Annotated in this window: 19 protein-coding genes and 3 pseudogenes; 14 read left to right on the forward strand and 8 right to left on the reverse strand. The window is 67.6% G+C overall.

Annotated elements, in window-relative coordinates; all coding sequences use genetic code 11:
- Nucleotides 1–600: pseudogene (locus tag ABZS97_RS27145) on the forward strand (transcriptional regulator); the annotation flags it as partial.
- 63 nt (nt 601–663) lie between these two features.
- Here the strand turns inward: ABZS97_RS27145 and ABZS97_RS27150 are convergent.
- Together ABZS97_RS27150 and ABZS97_RS27155 are read right to left on the reverse strand one after the other, a co-directional pair.
- A pseudogene (locus tag ABZS97_RS27150) lies at nt 664–1,426 on the reverse strand (transposase).
- Nucleotides 1,427–1,433: 7 nt separating this feature from the next.
- A complete protein-coding gene (locus ABZS97_RS27155; RefSeq protein WP_356141491.1) occupies nt 1,434–2,120 on the reverse strand; it encodes an HAD-IA family hydrolase in 687 nt (228 codons plus the stop codon).
- Between the two features lie 524 nt (nt 2,121–2,644).
- Here ABZS97_RS27155 and ABZS97_RS27160 point away from each other — a divergent pair.
- Complete coding sequence (locus ABZS97_RS27160; RefSeq protein WP_356141494.1) at nt 2,645–3,088, forward strand: hypothetical protein; 444 nt, start codon at nt 2,645–2,647, stop codon at nt 3,086–3,088.
- A gap of 420 nt (nt 3,089–3,508) precedes the next feature.
- Nucleotides 3,509–3,877, forward strand: coding sequence for a hypothetical protein (locus ABZS97_RS27165; RefSeq protein ID WP_356141497.1), 369 nt, complete (start codon nt 3,509–3,511; stop codon nt 3,875–3,877).
- A gap of 33 nt (nt 3,878–3,910) precedes the next feature.
- Here ABZS97_RS27165 and ABZS97_RS27170 read toward each other — a convergent pair whose 3' ends face one another.
- From ABZS97_RS27170 to ABZS97_RS27180, 3 genes are all read right to left on the reverse strand, one after another.
- Nucleotides 3,911–4,354, reverse strand: coding sequence for a nuclear transport factor 2 family protein (locus ABZS97_RS27170; RefSeq protein WP_356141499.1), 444 nt, complete (start codon nt 4,352–4,354; stop codon nt 3,911–3,913).
- Nucleotides 4,355–4,529: 175 nt separating this feature from the next.
- On the reverse strand, nt 4,530–5,336 hold the full coding sequence (locus tag ABZS97_RS27175; RefSeq protein ID WP_356141501.1) for a maleylpyruvate isomerase family mycothiol-dependent enzyme: 807 nt from the start codon (nt 5,334–5,336) through the stop codon (nt 4,530–4,532).
- Nucleotides 5,337–5,768: 432 nt separating this feature from the next.
- A complete protein-coding gene (locus tag ABZS97_RS27180; protein ID WP_356141503.1) occupies nt 5,769–6,326 on the reverse strand; it encodes a TetR family transcriptional regulator C-terminal domain-containing protein in 558 nt (185 codons plus the stop codon).
- Nucleotides 6,327–6,409: 83 nt separating this feature from the next.
- Between ABZS97_RS27180 and ABZS97_RS27185 the strand changes: the two genes are divergently transcribed.
- From ABZS97_RS27185 to ABZS97_RS27235, 11 genes are all read left to right on the forward strand, one after another.
- A complete protein-coding gene (locus tag ABZS97_RS27185) occupies nt 6,410–7,543 on the forward strand; it encodes an FAD-dependent monooxygenase (RefSeq protein WP_356141559.1) in 1,134 nt (377 codons plus the stop codon).
- 462 nt (nt 7,544–8,005) lie between these two features.
- A complete protein-coding gene (gene rox / locus ABZS97_RS27190; protein WP_356141506.1) occupies nt 8,006–9,610 on the forward strand; it encodes a rifampin monooxygenase in 1,605 nt (534 codons plus the stop codon).
- Nucleotides 9,611–10,104: 494 nt separating this feature from the next.
- A complete protein-coding gene (locus tag ABZS97_RS27195; protein ID WP_356141508.1) occupies nt 10,105–10,368 on the forward strand; it encodes an ABC transporter permease in 264 nt (87 codons plus the stop codon).
- 16 nt (nt 10,369–10,384) lie between these two features.
- A complete protein-coding gene (locus ABZS97_RS27200; RefSeq protein ID WP_356141510.1) occupies nt 10,385–11,158 on the forward strand; it encodes a hypothetical protein in 774 nt (257 codons plus the stop codon).
- 6 nt (nt 11,159–11,164) lie between these two features.
- Nucleotides 11,165–12,541, forward strand: coding sequence for a hypothetical protein (locus tag ABZS97_RS27205; protein WP_356141512.1), 1,377 nt, complete (start codon nt 11,165–11,167; stop codon nt 12,539–12,541).
- 486 nt (nt 12,542–13,027) lie between these two features.
- Entirely contained in the window at nt 13,028–14,026 is a 999-nt protein-coding gene (locus ABZS97_RS27210) for a LacI family DNA-binding transcriptional regulator (protein ID WP_356141514.1), read from the forward strand.
- 380 nt (nt 14,027–14,406) lie between these two features.
- Entirely contained in the window at nt 14,407–15,705 is a 1,299-nt protein-coding gene (locus tag ABZS97_RS27215; protein ID WP_356141516.1) for an extracellular solute-binding protein, read from the forward strand.
- 50 nt (nt 15,706–15,755) lie between these two features.
- Nucleotides 15,756–16,640, forward strand: a complete 885-nt coding sequence (locus tag ABZS97_RS27220; RefSeq protein ID WP_356141517.1) for a sugar ABC transporter permease — start codon at nt 15,756–15,758, stop codon at nt 16,638–16,640.
- 96 nt (nt 16,641–16,736) lie between these two features.
- Nucleotides 16,737–17,543 carry a carbohydrate ABC transporter permease gene (locus ABZS97_RS27225; protein WP_356141519.1) on the forward strand — a complete coding sequence of 269 codons (807 nt, stop codon included), beginning with the start codon at nt 16,737–16,739 and terminating at the stop codon, nt 17,541–17,543.
- Nucleotides 17,540–20,155 (forward strand): family 78 glycoside hydrolase catalytic domain, encoded by a 2,616-nt coding sequence (locus tag ABZS97_RS27230; protein WP_356141521.1) that lies wholly within the window; start codon nt 17,540–17,542, stop codon nt 20,153–20,155. The genes ABZS97_RS27225 and ABZS97_RS27230 overlap by 4 nt, the downstream gene beginning before the upstream one ends.
- Before the next feature lie 121 nt (nt 20,156–20,276).
- A complete protein-coding gene (locus ABZS97_RS27235; RefSeq protein WP_356141523.1) occupies nt 20,277–21,716 on the forward strand; it encodes a family 43 glycosylhydrolase in 1,440 nt (479 codons plus the stop codon).
- A gap of 249 nt (nt 21,717–21,965) precedes the next feature.
- Here ABZS97_RS27235 and ABZS97_RS27240 read toward each other — a convergent pair whose 3' ends face one another.
- From ABZS97_RS27240 to ABZS97_RS27250, 3 genes and pseudogenes are all read right to left on the reverse strand, one after another.
- On the reverse strand, nt 21,966–22,466 hold the full coding sequence (locus ABZS97_RS27240; protein ID WP_356141525.1) for a hypothetical protein: 501 nt from the start codon (nt 22,464–22,466) through the stop codon (nt 21,966–21,968).
- Nucleotides 22,467–23,059: 593 nt separating this feature from the next.
- Nucleotides 23,060–23,392: a glyoxalase superfamily protein gene (locus tag ABZS97_RS27245; RefSeq protein ID WP_356141527.1), complete on the reverse strand. Its 333-nt coding sequence runs from the start codon at nt 23,390–23,392 to the stop codon at nt 23,060–23,062.
- 49 nt (nt 23,393–23,441) lie between these two features.
- A pseudogene (locus ABZS97_RS27250) lies at nt 23,442–23,579 on the reverse strand (IS481 family transposase); the annotation flags it as partial.
- Nucleotides 23,580–23,634: the final 55 nt, after the last annotated feature.

Consider the following 23,634-nt stretch of genomic DNA (forward strand, 5'->3'; position numbering starts at 1 on the left):
CATGCGGATGAGTTGGCGGTGTTGGTGGCGGGGCGGGGGGATGCGTTGTGGGCGGAGGCGATGTGGACGGCTGCGGCGGTGCGGGTGCGGCAGGGTGATTTTCGGGCGGCGGAGGAGTGTTTGGGTGAGGCGTTGGAGGGGTTTGGCAGTGGTGAGGATTTGGTGTTGTGGTTGCGGTTGAGGTTGGCGGCGGGGCGGTTGTTCTTGCAGAAGTCGCCGGCTGATGCGGTGGCTGCGCAGGAGTGTGTGGGTGCGGCGGAGGCGGCGTTGGTGTTTGTGGGGACGTCGGCGTTGCGTCAGGAGTTGGCGGCGTTGAAGGCTGATTTGGCGTTTGTGGCGGGTCGTTATGAGGAGGCTCGTGGGTTGTTGGGTGAGTTGGCGGGCGATGAGTTGCGGATGAGTTATCGGGATGGGGTGCGGTTGGACATCCTGCGGTATCGGTTGCGGATCTTGGCGGGGGATGCGTCGGGGGCGGAGGGTTTGCGGGTGTTGGCGGAGCGGGCGCAGGCGGATGCCAATATCGATTTGGCTGCGGAGATCTGGCGGATTCTTGCCGAGGCCCTTGCCCAGTTGCAGCAGGCTCCCGGCCCCGCCGCCTGAGGCTTGTCCCGGAAAAGGATCTTCGAGTCGATTGAGATGGGCGGCCGCTGAGGGACCGCTCGTTCATCCGGCGAGGTGGAGGTTGCGCAGGCGGGCAATGCCGAGCATGGCGTGGTGGACGCCATCGCCCTTGAGGCGGAGGGGCGGAGGACCCTCCAGGCCTTCATACGGGCGAAGGTGTGCTCGATGCGGGCGCGGACCTGTTCGTGGGAGCGGTTGTGCTCCTGTTTCCAGTCGGGGAGTTCCTGGCCCTGGCGGCGCCGGTGGCGCATGACGAGCCAGGTGCCCGGATAGCCGCCGTGGGCGATCATCATCGTCTTCCCGACGGCGGCTTTGGCGCCGGATTGCCCTCACGCCTTGCGGCCGTTGCGGTTGCCCAGCAGGGGCCGACCGACCACCACGACCCGGTGTCGGCGTCGATGACGACCTGGTGGTTGGCGGAGTACCGGTAGTCCTTGGACTGTTCGGCGATCGAGTGGTCGCGGGTGGGGACCAGGGTGCCGTCCACGATGAGCACGGCATCTCTGGCGAAGCGGCGCCGCGGCTGCAGTGCCAGGATCGGACCGAGGTGATCGATGATGCGGCCGGCGGCGGACTTGGAGATACCGAACAGCGGGACGAGTTGGCGCATCGTCAAGTTCGTGCGCCAGTACGCCGTGACCAGCAGCGTCCTGTCTGCCAGCGGCAGGCTCCACGACGTTCCCCGGCGGGTGGCATCGCTCCCCGCGCGACGCAGCGCTGTCACCGGTTTCATGAACTGGCGCGGGCTCAGCCCGGCGAACGGGACCGTCCAGGACGGTTCCGACGCCGTGATCACACCAGCCACGGCAAGATCATTCCACTGTGGCTGATCCCTCCAGCCGATGAGGGTGGGGCCCGGACGCAAAGGCGAGGATGTCGCGGACCGCTTCGCCGAGGCTGCCGAAGTGACGATGCACGCCGTCTATCGCTTCAGGGGTGTTGACGCCCCACACCGTCATCCCGGCACTCAGGCCGGACTGCACCCCGGAAGGGGCGTCCTCTATGACCAGGCAGTCCTCCGGTCGGGCGCCAAGTCGCGCGGCGGCCTGCAGATACGGCACAGGCGACGGCTTACCTTCCTCCACAGCGGCCGCGTCCACGACAACCTTCGGGACCGGCAAGCCTGTCCGCGTGAAACGTCCGCGCACCCGGTGCTCATAGTTCGACGTCACCAGCGCCCAGGCCCCGGGCGGCAGGGCATTGAGCAGCTCCGAGGCGCCGCCGAAGGCTGTATAGGTGCCGGAACGGACGTCCTCGTCCTCCAGCTCGTGCAGTGCGGCCAGGCACTCCCGGGAATCCTGGTCCGGGGCAACCTGCGCAAACGTCTCCATGGGCCTCGTCCGCAGCGCCACCCGGTAAACCTCGTCGGGTTCCAGGCCGTATCGCTCTGCCCACGTGCGCCACACCAGGCGCTGATTGTCCACGGCATCGATCAACGTGCCATCGACATCAAACAGGACATACCTCGTCGCACCAGGACGGCCGGGTTCACTGATCACGCATAGATCATGCCATCAGGCCCTGAGCAGGCGATTTGCGGGAGAAGCCTTAGCTTCGGCCAATCGTGATTGGCCGTCAGCTCTTGCTGGCGGCCGATCTGTGTTCGGCAGTGTTATTGGGCGTGACGGCGAGCCCGACTGTTGCGTCGAGTGCGCGCCGGGTTCAACGGCTCCCTCCGGTGGGGGTTGTCCGTAGGGACAAGAACGTTGTGGTCAGCCGAAGTTGGGAAGGGTTGCCAGTCGTTGGATCGCGTCGGTGATCGCATCGGTCCCAGGCCAGTGGCGGGCGAACTTGAGGCGTCGGCGGCGGGGCGGTGGTGCCGAGTTGGACGGCGGCGGAGAGCAAGCACAGATCGCATGCGGTGGGGCTCTCTGCTTAACGACACTGCAGGTCTTCGTCGTCGCCTTCGCCACCGGCAAGAACCTCGTCGACGAGGCCGCCGCCCGCCTCCGTGAGCGAGGTGGTCGGCGACCGAGAAACCGCCTTTGATCCCTCGCCCACGCCGAACCTCTAGGGTGACCCGGTGGGGATTGAGCTGCGGGAACGTTGGGGCGGGCAGGCGTTGTGGGTGAGATGGGTTCTCACGGCGTATTTGATCGGATTCTTCGAAGGATCCTGCGTCCACATCTTCTATCTGGCCCGTGACGGCATCCATGCCTATGCGTCGTTTCCTCAGGTTCCCCTGCGGGTGTTCTTTGTCAGCTTGGCGATTCTCGATCCGCTGGTGGCCGTGCTGGTGGGACTCGTGCGGCGAGAAGGGGTCTGGCTGGCGAGCGCCGTGATGGTGACGGACGTCTTCGGGAATTGGTGGGGCAACCGGCACTGGCTCCGGGAAGATCCTGCGCAGCTGCTGCCTCTGTTGCCCATCACCCTCTTCGGTTTGTTCGTCGTTGCGTTCTTGTTCCCCCTGCTTCGCACGGTTGCCGGGACGGCGGGCGGGACCCAGGCGGCCCTGCCGTCCGCCTGACGACTCACCGTCGCGCAGCCTTGAAGCACCGGCACCTCGCCGACGAACACGCGCCGGTCAGCGCGAGCTCGGCATGCAGGCGGCAGGGCCCGGGCGATCTGGACGATTTTCAGGCAGATCTGATTGTGTGCGGCATCGTGGAGGGGCAGGGTGGGGCAGGCCGGTGGAGCGGGCGGCGGGGATACGGTCCTCGGGGCGGGCGCGCTGGCGATGGCGGAGTCCGAGTGCGGCGATCAGCGTGTTCCTCGTGTTGGTGGCGAACACGGTGATGCGCAGAACGCCGACGTCTGCGAAACGTAACTGGGCGCCGAGGTATGGCAGTTCCTCACGGACGATCGCTGCATGCCCGCCAGCCAGCCCTTGACGACATCGTCGTCGAGTTCGGCCAGCCAGTACGCCGACCGTAGATCGTGATCATGGATGCAGAGGCCACGGTATGACGGGTCGCGTCATGGACCCGCCGTCGTCAATGGTGTCCCGCACTACTTTGAGGGCTGGGACTATGACCCGGCCGCCGCCGCCGACGAGTACGTCGTCTGGCCCGCGAGCGAGGCCGCGGTGGCGATGGAGCGCGAGGTGTGGGCGATCGACGTCAGGTACGAGGTTTCTGACGCCGGGAGGGAGGAGCCTCCGGCGAACGGAGGGGTCGATGCCCGCTTCGACGAACTGACATCGCTCCTCACGCCGTACCGTCAGGCGCCGGTGGGTGCTCGGCGGCTTATGGGTGAGGTGCGGTTGGACGACGGAGAACGCTACCGGCCGGACGGGGCAGACGTCTGGTTGCGGTAGCGCCCGAGTAGCGACGCCTCCAGCACCAAGAGCTCAGGAAACATCCCTTCGCAACGACGCGATGAGGCGGTCGAGGTCCCCGCGTGCCGTGTACGTACGGATGGGGTCGATGTAGTCGCGTGACTCGATGATCTGACCGTCCCGGACACGTATGACGAAGACGCAGGGCACCTTGGCCGTGGAGTCGTCCGGCGACGTGAACTCATAGGCGAACTCGGCGACGATCACTTCAGGATCGGCCGTTTCGTGAACCACGACGTCGACGACTCGTCTCTTCGGCAAGGACTCCCGGACTTCCGGCGGCACCGTGAAGTGCTCCTGGAGTGCATGCCGACTCGTCAACGGCTCGGATTCCGGCGTCGCCATCGGATGCCGGACATCGGTGACCTCGCCGTACAGGTCGGGCAACTCGTCGAAGTTCCCGTCGGCGACGCCGTGGACAAGCCGGAGAAATACCTCACGCGGACTCAGACTCACAAGATCTCCCCAAGTAATGCGTACATCCAGCTAGTGTCCGTGCTCGGCCAGTCACGCGCTCTCTCGAGCGGATTGATCATGAGTTGATACGCGCCCTGGCGGGCGGTCCCGCAGCCCTGGTGACGGCTCGATGAGTACGGCCAGGGCGTTGGCCTGGGCCCCGGAACCCGGTGTCCTACTCCTCCGGTTCCCAGGCCTGGAGCAGGTCGAAGAGGTCTCGGTCGCCGTCGAGCTTCAGGGAGTCGATCGGAATACGGCCGTACAGGGCCAGGACCAGCTCATTGGCCGTGCCTTGGACGGAGGCGGTGGCCGCGGCCGGGCCCTCGTCGAGGGCGGTGGCGGGCATGGTGCCGGGTGCGGGGACAGGGGTGACCCGTGCGCCGTCGGCGGAGACCGAGAGGCGCCAGGAGCGGCCCTCGATGGCGTGGAAGTCGACGGCAGCGGGCTTGTGCGGCCAGGCACTTGTTGTTGCGCAGCAGGTGGTCAGGAACTCTTCGACACCGTCCAGTGCCACCTTGTCCGGCAGCGGCTGCGGGGCACCCACGGTGATCTGGGCGTCGTAGGTGTGCAGCGCGATTTCCTGGAGCTGGTGCCGGGCGACGGCACCGGAGGTCTGCGGCGACTGCGACGTACCCCACCACGTCCAGCAACCGCGATCCGGGCCGGCCTCACGCAGTGCGTCAAGTAGCTGCTGCGTCGAGGCGGCCAGCCAGGCCAGCAGGGCCTCACGGTCCCGGGGCGCAGTCAGGGAACCCGCCGGTGCGGGCGTGGCCGGGGGAGCGGTGGCAGGCCCTGCCGCGATGGTGGCGGCCCAGAAAGGGCGCCTCTCGCCGAGATGCTGCACCAGATCGAACAGTGTCCATTCGGGGCAGGTCGGCACCTGCACGTCGAGGCTGGATGCGGAGGCGACCGCGGCGCGGAAGGCGGTCGACCGCTCGTCGATCAGTCGCAGCAGGACGGCGAACTCAAGTGTCGTTGGCACACTGATTCTTTATCACCGCGTTCCGACAACCGGACAGCAATTTTCACAGCCGACGCGGCAGGCGCGGTAAGCGGCACGGGCCGAGCACCCTCGGGCGGCGAGGTGTTCTGCTCAGATCGGACGGGCCTCGGAAGGCAGACGCGTCCTAGGGGGTGTTGTGAAAGTCCCGCACAGCACCCACGGCGCCCGGCACGCGCCCTCGCCGCACCGGCCGAAGACCCAAGTACGTCCAGTACGAGGGCCTTCGTCCGGCACGCCGAGGGCACGCACCGAACACCGCGGGCACCGCACAGGACTTTCAAAACACCCCCTAGGGGGAAGGCGCACTGGCCTGAGGTGGGCAGCCGCGCTGCTGAGGGCTCAACTGGTCCTGGAGAATAGGAAAGTCGCCCACTGGCCGACGGTCTCGACCGAGATTCTTGAAGGTGTGGGCTAACGGAGCGCCGCCGCCACCAGTCCTCGGATCTCCCGTTCCGAGACCGTTCCGCCACCCACCAGACGATCGAAGACCAATCCGTCCACGCAGGCCAGCAGTGTGACGGTGCGCTGCTCGGCGTCCGATACGCCTTGCACGGCCAGGAAGTCGCGTACGACTTGGCGTCCTGCGTTCTCGCGCGGCACAAGGATCTCCCGCAGTTCGGGGTGGTGCACGCTCTCGATGGCGCAGGCATAGCGCGCGAGAGAGCGTCGCCGCCCCTCTCCCGTGAGCCGTAGCTCGATGAAGGCGGCGATCGCCCCCGCCAGTTCGTCGATGCTCTGCGGCACTGATGTCCGCTCCCCGATGGACTGGAGTTCCGCCTGGTCGAGTGCGACAAGCCGCCGGACCAGTGCGGTGAGCAATGCCTGGCGGGTGCGGTAGTAGGCGGAAGTGGTGCCGGGTGGCAGGTTCGTTGCCCGGTCCACCGCGCGATGGGTCAGCCCTCGGATCCCCGTCTCGGCGAGCACGTCGATGGCCGCATCGGCGAGGAGGGTACGTCGGTCGGTGGGCATGGCCCCTTTCTACACCTGTAGAGGCGCGAGGTATTCTTCTTCTACACCTGTAGAAGGACGTCGGGGTGGACAAGGGGGCAGGCATGGGCGGCAGTGCGGTGGTGGTCGGCGGGGGCATCGGTGGGCTGGCCGCAGCGATCGGGCTGCGGTTGATCGGCTGGGAGGTGACGGTCGTCGAACGCGCCCCCGTCCTCGGTGACGCGGGTGCGGGTATCTCCCTGCACGCCAACGGCATCCGCGCCCTGGACATCCTCGGCGTCGGCGGAGCGGTGCGCGCGGCCGCGTGCCCCCAGTACACCGGGGGCACCCGAGTCCCCAGTGGCAGCTGGTTGGCCCGGATGGACGGGGCCGCGCTGGAGCGCGAGTTGGGCACGCCGATTGTCGGCATCCCCCGGGCCGCGCTGCACCGGCTGCTGCGCGGGGCGCTGCCGTCCGAGAGCCTGGTCGACGCTGAGGCGACCTCCGTCGACTCTTCCGACCCCAGCCGGGTGCGGGTATCGACAGAGGGGGGCGTACTTGAGGCAGATCTGGTCGTGGCGGCCGACGGAGTGGGCAGTCGCCTGCGCGCCCAGCTGTTCTCCCGTCACCCCGGCCCTGTCTACAGCGGGTCGACCGTTCTGCGCGCCGTCACCCAGCGCCCGGTCGAGCTGGACACGGATTTCGAACTGACCTGGGGCAAGGGCGCGGAGTTCGGCCACATCGCGTTCGCCGACGGCCGGGCCGAGTGGCACGCGGTCCTCAACTCTCCGCCCGGCATACGCCATACGGACGCCCTCGCCGAGATGCGCCACCGCTTCGGTGACTGGCACGCCCCGATCCCCACCCTGCTGGACGCGACGCACCCCGACGCCGTCCTGCATCACGACATCCACGAACTGGCCCAGCCCCTGCCCGCCTTCACCGCGGGCCGCATCGTTCTGCTCGGTGACGCGGCGCACGCCATGACCCCGAACCTCGGCCAGGGCGCCTGCCAGGCCCTGGAAGACGCGGTCGTACTGGCCGCCGCACTCACCACCGAGCCCACCATCGAGTCCGCACTGGCCCATTACGACACCGAGCGCCGCCCCCACAGCCAGTCCGTCGCACGCGCCGCCCGCCAGGCCGGCCGCATGGGCCAGCAGCTCAGCAACCCCCTGGCCGTCGCTCTGCGCAACACCGCACTCCGACTGGCCCCCTCCCGCGCGATGGTCCGCGCCATCCTGCGGCACGCCGACTGAACACCACCGCCCCTATGTTGACGACACCGAACCTGCCCCATCGGACCCGAATTGGGCGGTTTCCCGGCGGGGCCGACGACGTTCGGTAAGGCCCCGGGCCCCCGGACTCCTATCGCTGATCCGGCGCGCCTCCGGGGAGCCTGGAGCAGACCGTGACCGTGATCAGCCAGCCAGCCAGCCAGCCAGCCAGCCAGCCAGCCAGCCAGCCAGCCAGCCCGCCACGCCGGGTTCCCCCTGCACCCGCACGGCCCGTTCGGGGCCGTGATCACGTGGCTGACAAATGATTGGACGGGGTAATGCGCGGGCTTGTAGCTTGCAGTGGACCGCGACACCGCCCGAGGAGGTGAGACCCATGAACGCAGTATCGATATGGGTGCTCCCCTTTTCCATCACGGTCGGGCGATTGACGTAGGTGTCGCCGGGAGCGCCTCGACAACAGGGCACTCCCGAAAGGCAACACCTATGGACTCTCGGCAGTTCACCGCCGAACCGTCGTCGAACGATACGGTCGAGCGCGACTTCACCGTGGGCGACGTCCCCGGACTTCGGTCGCCGGCCTCCGGCGCCGATCGCGCGCCCCTCAAGTTCGACGTCATCATTGCCGGGTGCGGGCCGACCGGCGCGATGCTGGCCGCCGAACTGAGGCTGCACGGTGTGCGGGTACTCGTACTGGAGAAGGAAACCGAGCCCGCGTCGTTCGTGCGCATCGTCGGTCTGCACATTCGCAGTCTCGAGCTGATGGCAATGCGCGGACTGCTCGATCGAATTCGCGAACACGGAAGGCAGCGTCCGGCCGGCGGGTTCTTCGCCGCCATCAACAAACCCGCACCCCAGGGCCTGGATTCCGCGCACGCCTATCTGCTGGGAATCCCACAGCCGGTCATCGTCAACCTGCTTGAAGAACATGCGACCCAACTGGGTGCGCAGGTCCGGCGCGGTTGTGCGGTGGCCCGCTTCGAGCAGGACGACGAGGGTGTGACAGTCGAGCTGGCCGATGGCGAACAGCTGCGTTCGCGCTACCTCGTCGGCTGTGACGGCGGGCGCAGTACGGTGCGCAAACTGCTTGGCGTCGGCTTCCCCGGTGAGCCCTCGCGGACCGAGACGCTGATGGGCGAGATGGAAGTGGGTGTGCCGCAGGAGGAGATCGCCGCCAAGGTGACAGAAATCGGCAAGACCCATAAGTCATTCTGGCTCAGGCCCTTCGGCGCAGGGGTCTACAGCGTTGTGGTCCCCGCCGCCGGAGTCGGCGATCGCGCGGAACCACCCACCCTCAAGGACTTCAAGCAACAGCTGCACGCCATCGCCGGAACCGATTTCGGGGTGCACTCCCCGCGTTGGTTGTCCCGCTTCGGGGATGCCACCCGGCTGGCCGAACGCTATCGGGTCGGGCGGGTGCTGCTGGCCGGCGATGCGGCACACATCCATCCACCCACCGGCGGACAGGGCCTCAACCTGGGCGTCCAGGACGCGTTCAACCTCGGCTGGAAACTGGCCGCACAGATCCGCGGTTGGGCGCCGGACACCCTGCTGGACACCTACCAGGGCGAACGTCATCCGGTCGCCGAGGAGGTGCTGGACAACACCCGCGCTCAGATGGAACTGCTGTCCACCGAACCGGGCCCGCAGGCCGTACGCAGGCTGCTCACCGAACTGATGGACTTCGACGAGGTGAACCGTCATCTGATCGAGAAGATCACCGCGATCGGTATCCGCTATGACTTCGGCGCAGGCCCCGACCTGCTCGGCCGCCGCCTGCCCGACTTCGACGTGAAACACGGCCATCTGTACGGTCTGCTGCATCGAGGCCGCGGCCTGCTGCTGGACCGCACTGAACGCCTGACCGTCGGCGGCTGGTCAGACCGAGTCGATTACCTTGCGGACCCCACTGCGGCACTGGACGTTCCCTGCGTCCTCCTGCGCCCCGACGGCCACGTCGCCTGGATCGGTGACGATCAGCAGGCTCTGGACGACCACCTCTCCCGCTGGTTCGGCAGGCCGCCGGCCAACTCACCTGGCCTGAGCGACCGAAAGGGCCGTGAGGGGAATCGAGCGGCCAGTAGCGACTGACCTCCGATGGCTGGAGGCAGCATCAGCCGGCCCTGCACCAGACCGCTTTACTGACCTCAGCCTGGCTGATCACCTTGGTGTGACCTCACCGGTGGGGCAGGGGGACGACGCCCGCGGGGTCGTCCCCCTGCCCCGGGATGCGGTAGCCGGGTCTGAGGCGGGAAGCGGGCCGAGCGGCCCCTTGACCTGCTCAGCGGGTGCGAGCAGACTCGTATACGAAGTACGTGTGTCTCGTAGACGTACAGCGCAGGGACCGGCACGTAGGGTGACCCGCGGACCCCTCGTTGGACGCACTCCACACCGCAGCTCCGACGCTGCGGATCGAAGCAATCCCCTCCCGTGGCGACTACGCCCCCGACCGGCGGCGCCGACGGGAGTAGCCCCCGACTCGGGCCGGCCCGGCCGGGTCGTGCCGCCGCCTCGCGGTGGCACGGAAACGGCGCGCGCCGCGTCATGGCGCGGCCCGGGGCGGTTGGAGAAGGGGAGGCGCAGTGATGCCCTTCCAGCAATCGAATCCGGTCCGGCCCCGCTTCTGGCTGGAGACAACCCTCGGCGGGCTGTCCGGACTGCTGTTCCTGCTCACCCTGGTGTGGCCGGAGTGGATCGAGACGCTCCTCGGCCTCGACCCGGACGCCGGTAGCGGCGCGGCGGAGTGGCTCGTGGTCGCACTGGCGGCCGCCGTCACCGCCATCTGCCTGCTCGGTGCCCGGATCGAGTGGCGCCGGGCGCACCCGCCCTCGGTCCGCGCCGCGCGGTGAGGGAAGGAAGATCGTCATGACGGATACGACACAGGCACCGTCGAACGACAAACTGACCGAACTGGTCCGGCGGGCCCCGCTGAGCTTCGTGGGTACTGTCACCCGGGCCGGCGGCACGTCACTCGCGGCCATCCCGGTCGAGGCCCACAACGAGCGGACAGCTGTGGTCCGAGTGGACGAGGTGCTGCACGCGCCCGAGGCCTTCCGGCAGCTCGCGGGCGGCGAGGTCACCGTCCAACTGGCGGCCGATGGCGAACTGATGGAGGTCGGAACCGCGGCCGTATTCTTCACCGAGGGCATGGTCTACGGCGACGGCCTGGGTGTCGTCGAGGTGGCCCGGCTGCCCGTCAGCGCAGTCCTACGGCATATTTCGCTGGCGGCGACCTCCGCCGACGAACTGCCCTTCTCGTCCGTGCAGCGCAAGATCCGCAACCAGGACATCGCCGCGCACGCTGCCGAGGCGGACGCCGTCGTGGTCGGCACGGTGGTCGGACTGGAGGACCTCGGCCTGGCGGGCTTCTCCGAGCACGCCCCGCACTGGTGGCGGGCCGCAGTCGAAATCTCGATCGTCGAACACGGCGAACTCGAGATCGGACCGAGCACCTTCCTCTACCCGAGCAGCACGGACATCCGCTGGCGCGAGGTGCCCAACCCGCAGGCCGGGCAGGAGGCCCTGTGGCTCCTGCACGAGACGGAGGGCGACCTGGCCGGGTACGCGCCGTTCCGGTTGCTCCACCACGACGACGTCCAGCCGGTGCAGAAACTCGCCGTGCTGCAGGAAGGGGCGTGAGTCGACATGTCCACCATCAAGGTCGTCAACATCACTCCCAGAGCGCTGAGCGGCGACCGGAGCCTGGACAGTGAGCCCAGCCTCGCGGTCAACCCGGAGAATCCGAGGGAGATGGTCGCGAGCGCCTTCACCCCCGATCCGATGGGCGGCCCGTTCGCCCCGATCTATGTCTCGACCGACGGCGGGAACACCTGGGTGCTGAACAGCGTCGTCCCGGGCAATGGGGGCCGTGGCACCGGGGACATCAGCGTCGGCTTCGGAGGGCAGGGCGGCACGCTCTACACCGGCATTCTCAATGGTGAGACCAGCGACCTGCAGATCCTGCGGATGCCGGACGTCACCGCGACCGTTCCGATGGCAGAGATCGTGGACCGGGGCGACGAGGACCAGCCGTGGGTGGTCGCCACCAGTGCTGCGGCGAATGGCGTCACCAGCGACCGGGTGTACGTCGGCAACAATGACGCCTCTGCTGAACCCCAACCCGCCACCGTGGATGTGGCGGAGAATGGCCGCACGGCCGCCGGTCAGTCCGGTTTCAAGAGCATCCGGCTCGACCGGCGCAGCGACACAATCCACGACGGGCCGCCGATCCGCATCGCCGTCCACCCGGACGGGACGGTCTACACCGCGTACCAGCGCTGGACCGACTTCACGGGACGAGTCGTCACCTTCGACGTCGTGGTGACCCGCGATGACAAGGGCGGGATCGGACACAAGCCCTTCGAGGACCTGCTGGACCCGGGCGACGGCGAGGTCGGCCTGCGTGTGGAAAGCGGCCTGAGGGTGCGGTTCAACGTGCGGGTGCCGACCCTGGGCCAGGAGCGCACCGGGGCTGATCTGGCGATCGCGGTCGACCAGACCGACTCCAACAGCGTGTGGATCGCCTGGTGCGACAACCACGGAGGCACCGCCCCCACGGACTACGTGCTGCACATCCGGCACTCGGCGAACCGCGGGCAGACCTGGACCGCGCCACATCGGGACATCGTCAACGGCAAGAACCCAGCGCTGGCGGTCAACTCCGACGGCCTGGTCGGGCTGCTCTACCAGCAGCTGGCCAACAACCAGTGGTCGACCGTGCTGGAGCTGACCGGAGACGGCTTCGCGACCGTGGAGAGTCAGGTGCTGCACCAAGCTCCGGGCGACGTCCCGTCGGCGGGGGCCAACCTGCCGTTCCTCGGCGACTACCTGCGGATGATCACCGTCGGGAAGGACTTCTACGGGATCTTCTCCGGCAACAACACCCCCGACCTGGCCAACTTCCCGGTCGGCGTGACGTATCAGCGCAACGCCAACTTCACCACCCACCAACTGCTCAGTACGGACACCGTGACCCGAGTGCCGCCGTCCATCGACCCGTTCTTCTTCCACCGGGCCGCCTGATCACCCGTAGCTGGTGACGGTGATGGAGGGGGCGGGCTGCGTCCGCAGGCGTGCCGCGCGCAGTGGAGAACCACCGATTGATGCGTTTCAATCAGCTTGGTGGTGGGAGACTCGCACGCCCCCGGCGGGGCGTCAAGAGCAGCCGTAGGGATTTCCCAGATCAGTCCGCGTCTGTCGCGACCGGAGCGTTCACCGTACGATCGTGCGCTTCGGCGGACCACCTCGGGCGGGCACGCTGGAAGCTGCACGGAAGCAGCACGGAAGCGGCGCTCTGGCCAGCCGAAATCGGTAGTCGCTAGCGTCGTAGTAGGGCGACGTCGGACGTGCGTCTTGGAGCGCTTCAACGGGCTGAGGTATTCTGCGCTCGTCCGCGACAGCCTGGTCACTGCGAGTGCCGTGCGGTCCCGGGCCGAACGAGACCGGAGGTCGAGGAGCGCTGTGGCAACCGCCCGTCCGCGAGTAGTACCGGGGCATGCCGGTCCGAGCATGCAGGACGTCGCCGACGCCGCGGGCGTCTCGGTCGGCACTGTCTCCAACGTCCTGAACCATCCGGCGAAGGTGAGCCCCACGACGGCGCAACGCGTCCGGGAAGCCATCGACCGGCTGGGCTTCGTGCGCAACGACGCGGCCCGTTCGCTGGTGTCGGGTTCGACCAACAGTGTCGGCATGGTGCTCGCCGACATCGAGAACTCCCTGTTCATCGACATGGCGCACGGTGCGCAGGAGGCCGCCCGCGCCATCGGTCAGAACCTGCTGCTCGCGAACACCGCGTGCGACATGACGCTGCAGGACGATTACCTGGACCTCTTCGACGAGTCCCGGGTGACCGGCGTCTTGCTGGCTCCGATGCAGGACTCCTCGGCCGGCATCGCTCGCATCCGTTCGCACGGGCGTCAGGTCGTGCTCCTCAACTACGCACCGAAGCCGGGTACTTGCTGCTCGGTGCTGGTCAACAACGAGCATTCCGGATATCTGGCGGCCCGCCATCTCATCGACACCGGGCGTACCAGGCTTGCTTACGTGGTCGCACACGACGACTTCCAGCCCGTGCGTGACCGGCGCAGGGGAGTGCGCGCGGCCGTCGAGGAGGCAGGCCCCGGCGTCTCCCTTGAGGAGGTCGACAGCGTCGGCCTGACCACAGCTCATGGGCATCTGGTCGGGCAGGATCTCGCACGGAGGGCCCCCGGCGAGCTGCCGGACGGCCTCGTCGTCGTCACGGATGAGCTGGCCAACGCCATCATCCACGAGCTCCACACCGTGGCGGGGATCCGGGTGCCTGACCAGGTCGCGGTCGTCGGCTGCGAGAACAACCGCGCGGCGGGCGCAGCGGCGGTGCCGCTGACCGCGGTGGACATGCCGGGCCGGATGATGGGGCAGGAAGCCATCCGGCTGCTGATGGACGAGGTGGCGTCGGGCGCGCAGCACCGGCATGTCACCGTCGTGCTGGAGCCCGAGCTGATCATCCGCGCGAGCGCGCCCAGCTGAGCGTCGGCGCAGGCGCACGGAGCGGTCATCGGAGTCGGCGCCACCGCGTCGGGCTGTTCGTCCGCTTCGGCGTACTGAGCTGATCGCCGCGCCGAGGCGCAGGGCTGATCGCCGAGGTGCAGAACTGGTTGCCGCGCCGAGTCGCGGAGTCGATCGTCCGCGCAAGCCCGCGGAGTCGCTTGTCCGCGTCGGCGTGCCGTGCTGACCAGGTATTTGTCTTGTCGGGCTGGGGCCAGGGCCTCCCGTTGACTACCCGGCGGTGCTCGGGCGCGGTTCGGAAACATCCGAGACAGATCCTTGACACATCCCAGAGCAGGTCGTACGTTCCCGGCATCCCCTCAATTGAAGCGTTTCAACGCACCGCGCGCCGAGGAGCACCTGTGCACAAGAGCCTCAGATCCCGCCGTATCGCCCTCCTGTCGACCGCTGCCGCCGCGAGCCTGCTGCTGACCGCCTGCGGCGGCGGGAGCAGCTCGGGCAGCGACATCAAGGCGTTCACCCTCACCATCAACGACGACAACCACATCGTGCAGCAGGAGCTCACGGCCCTGGGGAAGGGCTCGTGCACCTCGCAGAACAAGGCACTCCCGCTGAAGATCCAGACGCTACCCATCGGCAACGTCGACCAGAAGGTGCAACTCCTCGCCGGCCAGAACGCCCTGCCCGTGCAGTTCGCGGCGGGAGGCACGCCGCAGCTCACCAAGACCCTGGACAAGGCCGGGCAAGTCCTCGACCTGGAGAAGACACTCAAGGACCTCGGCGTCTGGAACGACCTTCAGCCGGCGGCAGTCAAGACCGTCGAGAACCTGTACGGCAAGTTCAACGTCATGCCCTACCAGTTCAACATCGAGGGCATCTGGTACAACAAGAGGCTCTTCGCCGACCACCACATCGCCGTCCCGACGAGTTACGACCAACTGGTCGCGGCTGCCGCGAAGTTCAAGGGCGCCGGCGTCACCCCGTTCTCCGCGGACGGCAAGGACGGCTGGCCCCTCACCCGCCTGGTCAGCGGCTACCTCTACCGGGAGCTCGGCCCGGGCGCCCTGCAGGCGGTGGCGGACGGCAAGGCGAAGCTGACCGACCCCGCATACGTGAAGGCCGCGCAGGCCATCGCCGACCTGGGCAGGGCCGGCTACTTCGGCAAGGGCGTCGGCTCGATCGACTACGACACCGCCACCCAGCAGTTCCTGACTGGCAAGGCCGCGATGTTCTACATGGGCAGCTGGGCGCTCGGCGACTTCAACGACGCGGCCAAGAACAAGATCGGCGCGGCCAACGTCGGCTTCATGCCGTTCCCCACCGTCGCGGGCGGCAAGGGCAGCGCGGACCAGATTCCGGCCAACGTCGGTCTCCCGATCGCCGTCTCCGCCAAGTCGTACAACGCCGAAGTCGGCAACTGGCTCTCCTGCATCACCAAGAACTACGGCGCCGCCTCGCTGAAGGACCAGGGCACGGTCTCCGGGTTCAAGCCCAACGGCGACACGGGCACACTGCCGCCCCTCACCCAGACGGTGCAGGACACCATCACCAAGACCAAGACCAGCACGCTGTGGTTCGAGGCGCTCTTCAACACCAAGGCGACGGAGACCAGTCAGACGAACGCCGCACCGCTCGTCACCGGAAGCCTCTCGGCGAAGGACTTCATGAAGAAGGTCCAGGCCGATCTCGACAACGGCTGACCGTCCCGCACCACCGAAACCCGTACCGAACCCTTCGTGAGAGAGCCGACATGCGTTCAGTTCTAGGAGACCGCCGTGCCATCGCCGTCCTGCTGGGCCCGGCGCTGCTGGTGTACACACTGGTGATGCTGGTGCCAATGGGCTGGTCCCTCGGATACACCTTCTTCAAGGGCAACGTCATCGAGGGCTTCACCTTCGGCGGGTTCGGCAACTTCTCGAAGCTCTGGCACGACCCGCAGGCGCACTCGGCACTGTGGTTCACCTTCAAGTACGGGATCGCCGTCAGCGCCGGGCAGGTCCTCTGCGGCTACCTGCTCGCCCTGCTCTACGTGTTCGTCCTGCGCAAGTCGTCAGCGGTCGTCCGTACGCTGGTGTTCTTCCCGGTGATCCTGCCGACGGTCGCCGTGGCCCTGATGTTCCAGAAGCTCTTCGCCGTCGCGCCGCAGAACGGCCTGGCCAACGTCGCCATCGAAGGGCTCGGCGTCCACCACGGCGACTGGTTCGCGAGCGCCACGGGATCCTTCATCGTCCTGGTCGTCATGGACGTGTGGCGTTCCATGGGCTTCTACGGCGTCCTCATCTTCGCGGGGCTCCTCGACATCTCCGACGAGACGCTCGAATCGGCGCGGTTGGACGGCGCCACCGGTTGGCGGCTGGTCCGGCACATCGTCCTGCCGCTGTCCGCGCCCGTACTGCTGTCGTCGGTCGTGTTCAGCATCAACGGCACCCTCAAGGTGTTCGACTCGGTCCTCGCCCTGACGAACGGCGGGCCGGGCAGCGACACGACACCCCTGACCCTCTACATGTTCCGCACCGCGTTCTCCTACGGCGACTACGGCTACGGCAGCACCATCGCGTCGCTGCTCACCTTCGTCTGCCTCGGCGTCACTCTGATCATCTTCCGCTTCTCGCGCCGCGACCTGACCAAGGGCTGAACTCCCATGACCGACTCAATGACGGCACCGCCGCGGGCACTTCCGGCCCCACTCCGGTCGGGCCCCGTCCGAGGGCGTGAGCATGTCCGGCGCCTGGTGCGGAACCTGCTCATCACCCTGCTGGTGGTCGTCGAGGTGGCGCCGCTGCTGTGGCTGCTGCTCAGCTCCTTCAAGACCCAGTCCGAATTCGTCAACGACCCGGCCTGGTCGCTTCCGGGGAAGTGGGACTTCCACAACTACGCCGACGCCTGGACGACCGGGCACGTCGCCCTGTACATCCGCAACAGCCTCCTTGCCACGGTGCCCTCACTCGCACTCATCATCGTGCTCGGCACCGCCGCGGGCTTCGCCCTGGAAGTCATGATCTGGCGCGGACGCCACCACGTCCTCCTCGTCTTCCTGCTGGGCATCATGGTGCCCAGCCAGATGATCCTGCTGCCCCTGTTCCGGGTCTACTTCCAGAGCGGGCTGTCCGGGACGATGTGGCCGCTGATCATCACCTACACCGCGGTCGGCCTCCCGCTCACGGTCTTCATGATGGCCACCTACTTCAGGGCGGTGCCCCGCGAGATCTTCGAGGCCGCCACCCTCGACGGGGCCGGCATGCTCACCGCCTTCTGGCGGATCGGATTCCCCGTCGTCCGCAACGCCGTCTTCACGGTCGCGCTGGTGCAGTTCTTCTTCATCTGGAACGACCTGCTCGTCTCGCTCACCTTCACCACCAACGACGACCTGCGCACCATCCAGGTGGGACTGCTCAACTTCACGGGTCAGTACGGTCAAACGGCCTACGGACCGCTGTTCGCCGCGATCAGCATCAACGTCGTCGGCGCCCTGGTGCTCTACCTGCTGATCAACCAGCGCATCATCAAGGGCCTGACCGCCGGAGCTGTGAAGGGATGAGCGACGAGCAGATACCCATGGTCGCCACGCCGACCGCGGAACATCACCGGGAGCCGTTCGGCATCGGCGAGTCGTCCCCCCGGATCTCCTGGAAGACCACCGCGTCCGCCGAGTGGACGCAGCAGGCGTTCCAGATCGAGGTCGCCCGGGCCGACGTAACGCACCGCACGGACTGGGTGACCTCCGAGGACTCCGTGCTCGTCGACTGGCCGCACCGGCCACTTACGTCACGGGAACGCTCCGAGATACGTGTGCGTGTCCGTGGGGGAGACGGCACCGCCAGTGAGTGGAGCCCGGCCCTGCGTCTGGAGACGGGACTGCTGGAGCCGGCGGACTGGACGGCGCGCGCGATCGCGCCTCAGGAACCGAACGAGCCGGAGCGGTCCGACGCCGAGCGCCGCCCGCCGTTGCTGCGCAAGGAGTTCGCCGTCGGTGCGGGCGACGTGGAACGCGCCCGGCTCTACGTCACCGCCCACGGCTTGTACGAGATCGAGATCAATGGCCGCCGGGTGGGCGACCATGTGCTCGCGCCCGGATGGACCAGCTACACGCACCGGCTGCGCTACCAGACCCACGACGTCACGGACCACCTGCGTGCCGGAGCCAACGCCATCGGCGCCTGCCTGGCCGACGGCTGGTACCGAGGGCGGCTGGGCTTCGGCGGCGGCCACACCGACCTCTACGGAGACCGGGTCGCCCTCATCGCCCAACTGGAGATCGTCCACCGCGACGGAACCGTGACCGTCATCGCCACCGACACCTCCTGGAGTGCCGGCCGGGGGCCGATCCTCTCCTCAGGACTGCTCGACGGCGAGACCTACGACGCGCGGCACGAACTGCCCGGCTGGTCGAGTCCCGGATTCGACGACGCCGACTGGTCACCGGTGGACCTCGTCGCCCGCGATCCGGCCACCTTGATCGCCCCCACCGGCCCGCCGGTGCGCTGCACCGAGGAGATCAGCCCGGTCCTGGTGACCGCCCTCGATGCCGACCGACTCCTGGTGGACTTCGGGCAGAACCTCGTCGGCAGGGTCCGCATCACTGTCGCCGGCCCGGCCGGGCACACCGTCGTCATCCGCCACGCCGAGGTGCTCCAGGACGGAGAGCTGTGCGTCCGTCCCCTGCGCGATGCCGTGTCCGTCGACCGGTACGTGCTAGCAGGGACAGGATCCGAAACCTGGGAACCGCGCTTCACCATTCACGGGTTCCGCTACGCCGAGATCACAGGCTGGCGCGGCGGCGACCCGAACCGCGACATCGTCGCCCGTGTCCATCACACCGACATGACACGGACCGGCTGGTTCGCGTGCTCCGACGAACAGGTCAACCGGCTCCACGAGAACGTCGTGTGGAGCCTGCGCGGCAACTTCGTCGACATTCCCACCGACTGCCCGCAGCGTGACGAACGCCTGGGCTGGACCGGCGACATCCAGGTCTTCGCACCCACCGCAGCCTTCCTGTACGACTGCCACGGCATGCTCGCCTCCTGGCTGCGCGACGTCTCCGTCGAACAGCACGACGACGGAACCGTCCCCTGGTACGTACCCGCCATCCCCGGTGGCCCGCAGTGGACCCCGGCCAGACCCGGCGCCGGCTGGGGCGACGTCGTAGCCCTGACCCCGTGGGATCTCTACCAGGCCTCGGGCGACACCGCTCTGCTCGCCGCCCAGTACGACAGCGCACGCAGGTGGGTCGACCGCATCACCGAGCTCGCCGACGGGTCGGGCCTGTGGAACCGCGGCTACCAACTCGGCGACTGGCTGGACCCGTTCGCACCCCCGGACGACCCCGGAGCCGGCCGCACCGACCGCCACCTCATCGCCACCGCGTACTACGCCTGGTCCCTGCGACATGTGGCATGGACCGCGGAAGTCCTGGGGCGCAAGGACGACCGGGAGCGCTACGAGGAACTCGCGAACCGAGTCAGGCAGGCGTTCACCGACGAGTACGTCCTGCCCAGCGGTCTGATGACCAGCGACACCCAGACCGCCTACGCCGTCGCCCTCCGCTTCGACCTGCTCCCCGACGCGGCGGCCCGGGCGGATGCTGGGCGCCGTCTGGCCGAACTGGTCGCCTCGGGCGGGCACACCATCCAGACCGGATTCATCGGGACCCCGCTCGTGGCACCCGCACTGAGCGCCACAGAACATGACGACACCGCCTACGCCCTCCTTCTCCAGCAGGAATGCCCCTCGTGGTTGTACGCGCTCAAGCACGACGCCACCACCATCTGGGAGCGCTGGGACAGCATGCTGCCCGACGGCACGGTCAATCCGGGCGAGATGACCTCGTTCAACCACTACGCCCTCGGCGCCGTCGCACAGTGGCTGCACACCACGGTCGCCGGTCTCAACGCGAGTACGCCCGGTTACCACGACATCGTCTTCCGACCCCGACCAGGCGGCGGTCTCACCTGGGCGAGCGCTGTCCACGAGTCACCGTACGGCCGCGTGGCGATCCGGTGGGAGCAGCAGGAATCGGAACTCACCGTGGAAGCGACCGTGCCCACCGGAGCGACAGGACGGATCGAGTGGCCTGACGGAGCCGTGACCCACCTGCCGACCGGGACGACCACCACTTCGCGACCGGCCGCCGGCCCGACCAGCAGGTGATTGCCGCTCGGGCACGCGCCGGGTCCACCGTCCAGGAGACGGATCGGGCTGACCACGAGTCGAAGACCGAACGCGCACCGCACGTTCGGGCCACCAGCACAGCGATACAAAGGAGTTTCGCGTGACCAACCATCACACCGAAGAGCCCAGCACCGGCATACGCAGACGGCGCGGGCGCCCGGTCCTCGCCGCCATCCTGGTCACCCTCATGACCGTTCTCGGCCTGGTCACAGCCTCGACCGCACAGGCCCTCAGCGGTGACCTGCGCATGCACGACCCGAGCGTCATCAAGGTGGGCAGCTGCTACTACGGGTTCTCCACCGGCTTCGAGCACGACTCCCTCAACCCGAGCGGATCCATCACCATCCGCAAGACGTGCGGCGGCACCGCGGCAACCGGCTGGACCAAGGCGGGCAACGTCTGGGAGTCGAGCCCGTCCTGGCTCACCAGCAAACTCGGCTCGACCCCGCCGAACATCTGGGCCCCCGACATCAAATACTTCAACGGCAGCTACCACCTGTACTACGCCGGTTCGCTCTGGGGTACCAACTATGCGGTGATGGGCCTGGCCACCGCCACGAACATCGAGGGCCCCTGGACCGACCAGGGCATGGTCACGGACGTCAACTACCCGATCGACCCCAACGTCGACTGGGGAGCTGACGGCCGGCTCTACATCTCCTGGGGCTCCTGGGGCTCCTGGACCGGCAGCGGCACCTACATGCACGTCCTGGACCAGTCCACCGGCAAGCTGTCCACCACCGACAACAACCTGTGGCACATCGCCGTCGGCATCGAGAACCCCACGATCATCCTCAACGGCGGCTACTACTACCTCTTCGGCTCCAAAGGCACCTGCTGCAGCGGAACCAACAGTACCTACTACACCGTGGTCGGCCGGTCCGCCGGCATCACGGGCCCCTACCTCGACCAGAACGGCACCGACATGGCCTCCGGTGGCGGGACCACCGTCCTGACGGGCGCCTATCCCAAGGTGGCCGCCGGTGGCGCCGACGCCTACGACGACGGCACGTCCAAGTTCCTCGCCTACCACTACTACGACGGCGACAACTCCGGCCAGGAGACCCTCGACATACGCCAGGTGACCTTCGCGGGCGGCTGGCCGGTCATCGCCAGCCCGCTCGGCGCCACGAACAACCACCTGCTGAACCGCAACAGCGCCAAGTGTGCGGACGTCTGGTCCCTGAGCACGGCGGACGGGGCAGCGGTCAACTCCGGCAACTGCAATTCCGGAGCCAACCAACGCTGGGTGACCACCGCCGTCGGCTCCAACTACGAGCTCGTCAGCGTCAACAGCGGCAAGTGCCTGCAGATCTCCGGCGCCTCCACCGCCGACGCAGCGGTGGCCGTCCAGTCGACGTGCACCGGCGCCTCCCACCAACTGTGGACGAGGGCTGCGGTAGTTGGCGGCTACGTCACCTTCACCAACGTCAACAGCGGCAAGTGCCTGGAGGTCGCCGGGGCGTCGACCGCCAACGGCGCCGCCCTGGATCAGTCGTCCTGCAGGGCCGGCACCAACCAGCAGTGGATGGTCGTCTGAGGCGCGCCGGAGTGGGGTGACCGCGGTGGCGGCCCAGGGCGACCGGCGGCGTTTCACGCTCACTTCGCCGCCGACCGACCGGGCACGGTGAAGCCCACCGGGAAGGAGACCGCCAGACCCCGCGCGGCGCGACTTTGCCGAAGCCTTGGGGCGCACCTCGACGTTCGAGCACGTCGAGGTGCATTCCCTTCCCACCTAAGACGGTCCCGGTGGACGTATGACGTCGTCCCCCAGTGAGATACGGGTCGCTCAGCCGACGGTCCACCGCTGAGTGCGCGCATTGCGGTCGCATACCGTCGTCCGGTAGAGGCCGTTGTAGGTCTCGTAGAGGCAGAGGCGGGTCGCTGTGTTGCGGAGCATGACTGCACTTGCCGCCGCCGGCTGGATGACCTGCCACAGCTGGTTGTTCCCACCGTTGCACCCGTTGGTGTAGACGTCCCCGGCCGAGTTGCTGTCGAGACAGTGGTCCCATATGTAGTTCTGGAGCGTCGAGGAGGTGTTTGTGATGCCAGCCCAGCGCCAGTACAGATCCGAATAGCCGATCCCGCAGTCCTGGGACCACAGGTTGTAATAGGAGTTCTCCTCGATGCATCTTTTCGAGTCGTAGTTCGCGAACCGGTCGAGGCTCGTCGCTGCGGTCTCAGCGGCGGTGGCCGTACCCGGCATTGCCAGGGTCAACGGCGTGGTGAGCGCTATCGCCGCCCCGATGACCGACACGGCGCGTCTGATCCTTCTCCCGAAAGCGGGCATGATCGATTCCTCTCAATCGCCGCCTGGCTCCGATGAGTTGGCACCGGCACATGGTCGCAGGGGATCGCCGTGAGCGGGACCCGAAGGGGGGACTCATCACTTACTCCTCACACTGTCCGGTCGAGTCCGAGGTCGGCGAGTTTGTCGGTGGTGATTCATCAACATCCTGCGCACCTCCAACTGACCTCTTTTCAAACCAGCGGAGGAAATCGCACCCGACGAACGAAAGGGCCGGTTCCGAATCGGTGCCGAGCAGCCGGTACTCGACGCGGAGGGGCGCAGCCGTATCTCTAGGAAGGCCTCCACCGTTACCCGCGTCGACGAGGTCGAACTGCCGCGCTTCGTCCGATGCCGTTTCCCTGTCGGCTACGGACCAACGCCGACGGAGCGCCGGTGAACGTCACCTCGGCGATCTTCACCACGGGCATGCTCTATGCGGACAGCAGCACCATCTGGCCCGCCGTCACGTCACTACCGACCCGCTGCCCCGGCGGATGATCCGCAGGAGCCGCTACCCCCGTCGTCCCGATCTCGCGGATGCGTGCTCGCTCAGCCACCAATACAGCTTCCCTGCCGCGCGCTGCCGACGAGTGTCACTCCCTGGGCGTGCCGATCCGAAGCCGGTTGCCGTCAGGGTCGCGCAGTTCAATCTCACGCGCCCACGGAGCGTCCTTCGCCTGCACACCGAACTCGGAGGCGATGGCCTCGACATTACGAACGCGGAGATAGACCAACGTGTCGGGGCGGGCGTCGCCCTTGTGCTCCGACAAGAACAGCCGCACCCCACCTCGGGCGACCTCGACAAACGCGGGAAACTCCGGCTCGAAGCGGTGTTCCCACTGCTTGGCGAAGCCCAACCGCTTGTACCACGACACCGCCACCGCAGCGTCTTCGACGCGAAGAATGGGAATGACTTCCTCGTCCATGCAGCCATCGTCGCAGACCGCTCAGGGCGAAGGGCTGCCTGATGCGGAACTAGGCGTACGAGGGCTCGACGTTGGTGGCGCTCTCGCGGAGGCGTGCTGCTGGCGGTTTTCCGGCGGCAGCACTATGCGGACGATGGTAGTTGTAGTGGATGTTCCACACGGCGATCGCGGCTGACCGGGCGCCCTCTTCGGACTCCGGTGCGGGCTCGACGGCCAGTCGTGCAATCCCGCATCACCGTGTA

Origin of the sequence: Streptomyces sp. NPDC005485, from assembly GCF_040606085.1 — a bacterium.
GTDB lineage: Bacteria > Actinomycetota > Actinomycetes > Streptomycetales > Streptomycetaceae > Streptomyces.

Bases quoted from the DNA above. Each gene is read 5' to 3' on its own strand.
- ABZS97_RS27165 (WP_356141497.1), top strand. From the start codon at position 3,509: ATGCAGAGGCCACGGTATGACGGGTCGCGTCATGGACCCGCCGTCGTC.
- ABZS97_RS27180 (WP_356141503.1), bottom strand. From the start codon at position 6,326: ATGCCCACCGACCGACGTACCCTCCTCGCCGATGCGGCCATCGACGTG.
- ABZS97_RS27185 (WP_356141559.1), top strand. From the start codon at position 6,410: ATGGGCGGCAGTGCGGTGGTGGTCGGCGGGGGCATCGGTGGGCTGGCC.
- rox (WP_356141506.1), top strand. From the start codon at position 8,006: ATGGACTCTCGGCAGTTCACCGCCGAACCGTCGTCGAACGATACGGTC.
- ABZS97_RS27195 (WP_356141508.1), top strand. From the start codon at position 10,105: ATGCCCTTCCAGCAATCGAATCCGGTCCGGCCCCGCTTCTGGCTGGAG.
- ABZS97_RS27200 (WP_356141510.1), top strand. From the start codon at position 10,385: ATGACGGATACGACACAGGCACCGTCGAACGACAAACTGACCGAACTG.
- ABZS97_RS27205 (WP_356141512.1), top strand. From the start codon at position 11,165: ATGTCCACCATCAAGGTCGTCAACATCACTCCCAGAGCGCTGAGCGGC.
- ABZS97_RS27210 (WP_356141514.1), top strand. From the start codon at position 13,028: ATGCAGGACGTCGCCGACGCCGCGGGCGTCTCGGTCGGCACTGTCTCC.
- ABZS97_RS27220 (WP_356141517.1), top strand. From the start codon at position 15,756: ATGCGTTCAGTTCTAGGAGACCGCCGTGCCATCGCCGTCCTGCTGGGC.
- ABZS97_RS27230 (WP_356141521.1), top strand. From the start codon at position 17,540: ATGAGCGACGAGCAGATACCCATGGTCGCCACGCCGACCGCGGAACAT.
- ABZS97_RS27240 (WP_356141525.1), bottom strand. From the start codon at position 22,466: ATGCCCGCTTTCGGGAGAAGGATCAGACGCGCCGTGTCGGTCATCGGG.
- ABZS97_RS27245 (WP_356141527.1), bottom strand. From the start codon at position 23,392: ATGGACGAGGAAGTCATTCCCATTCTTCGCGTCGAAGACGCTGCGGTG.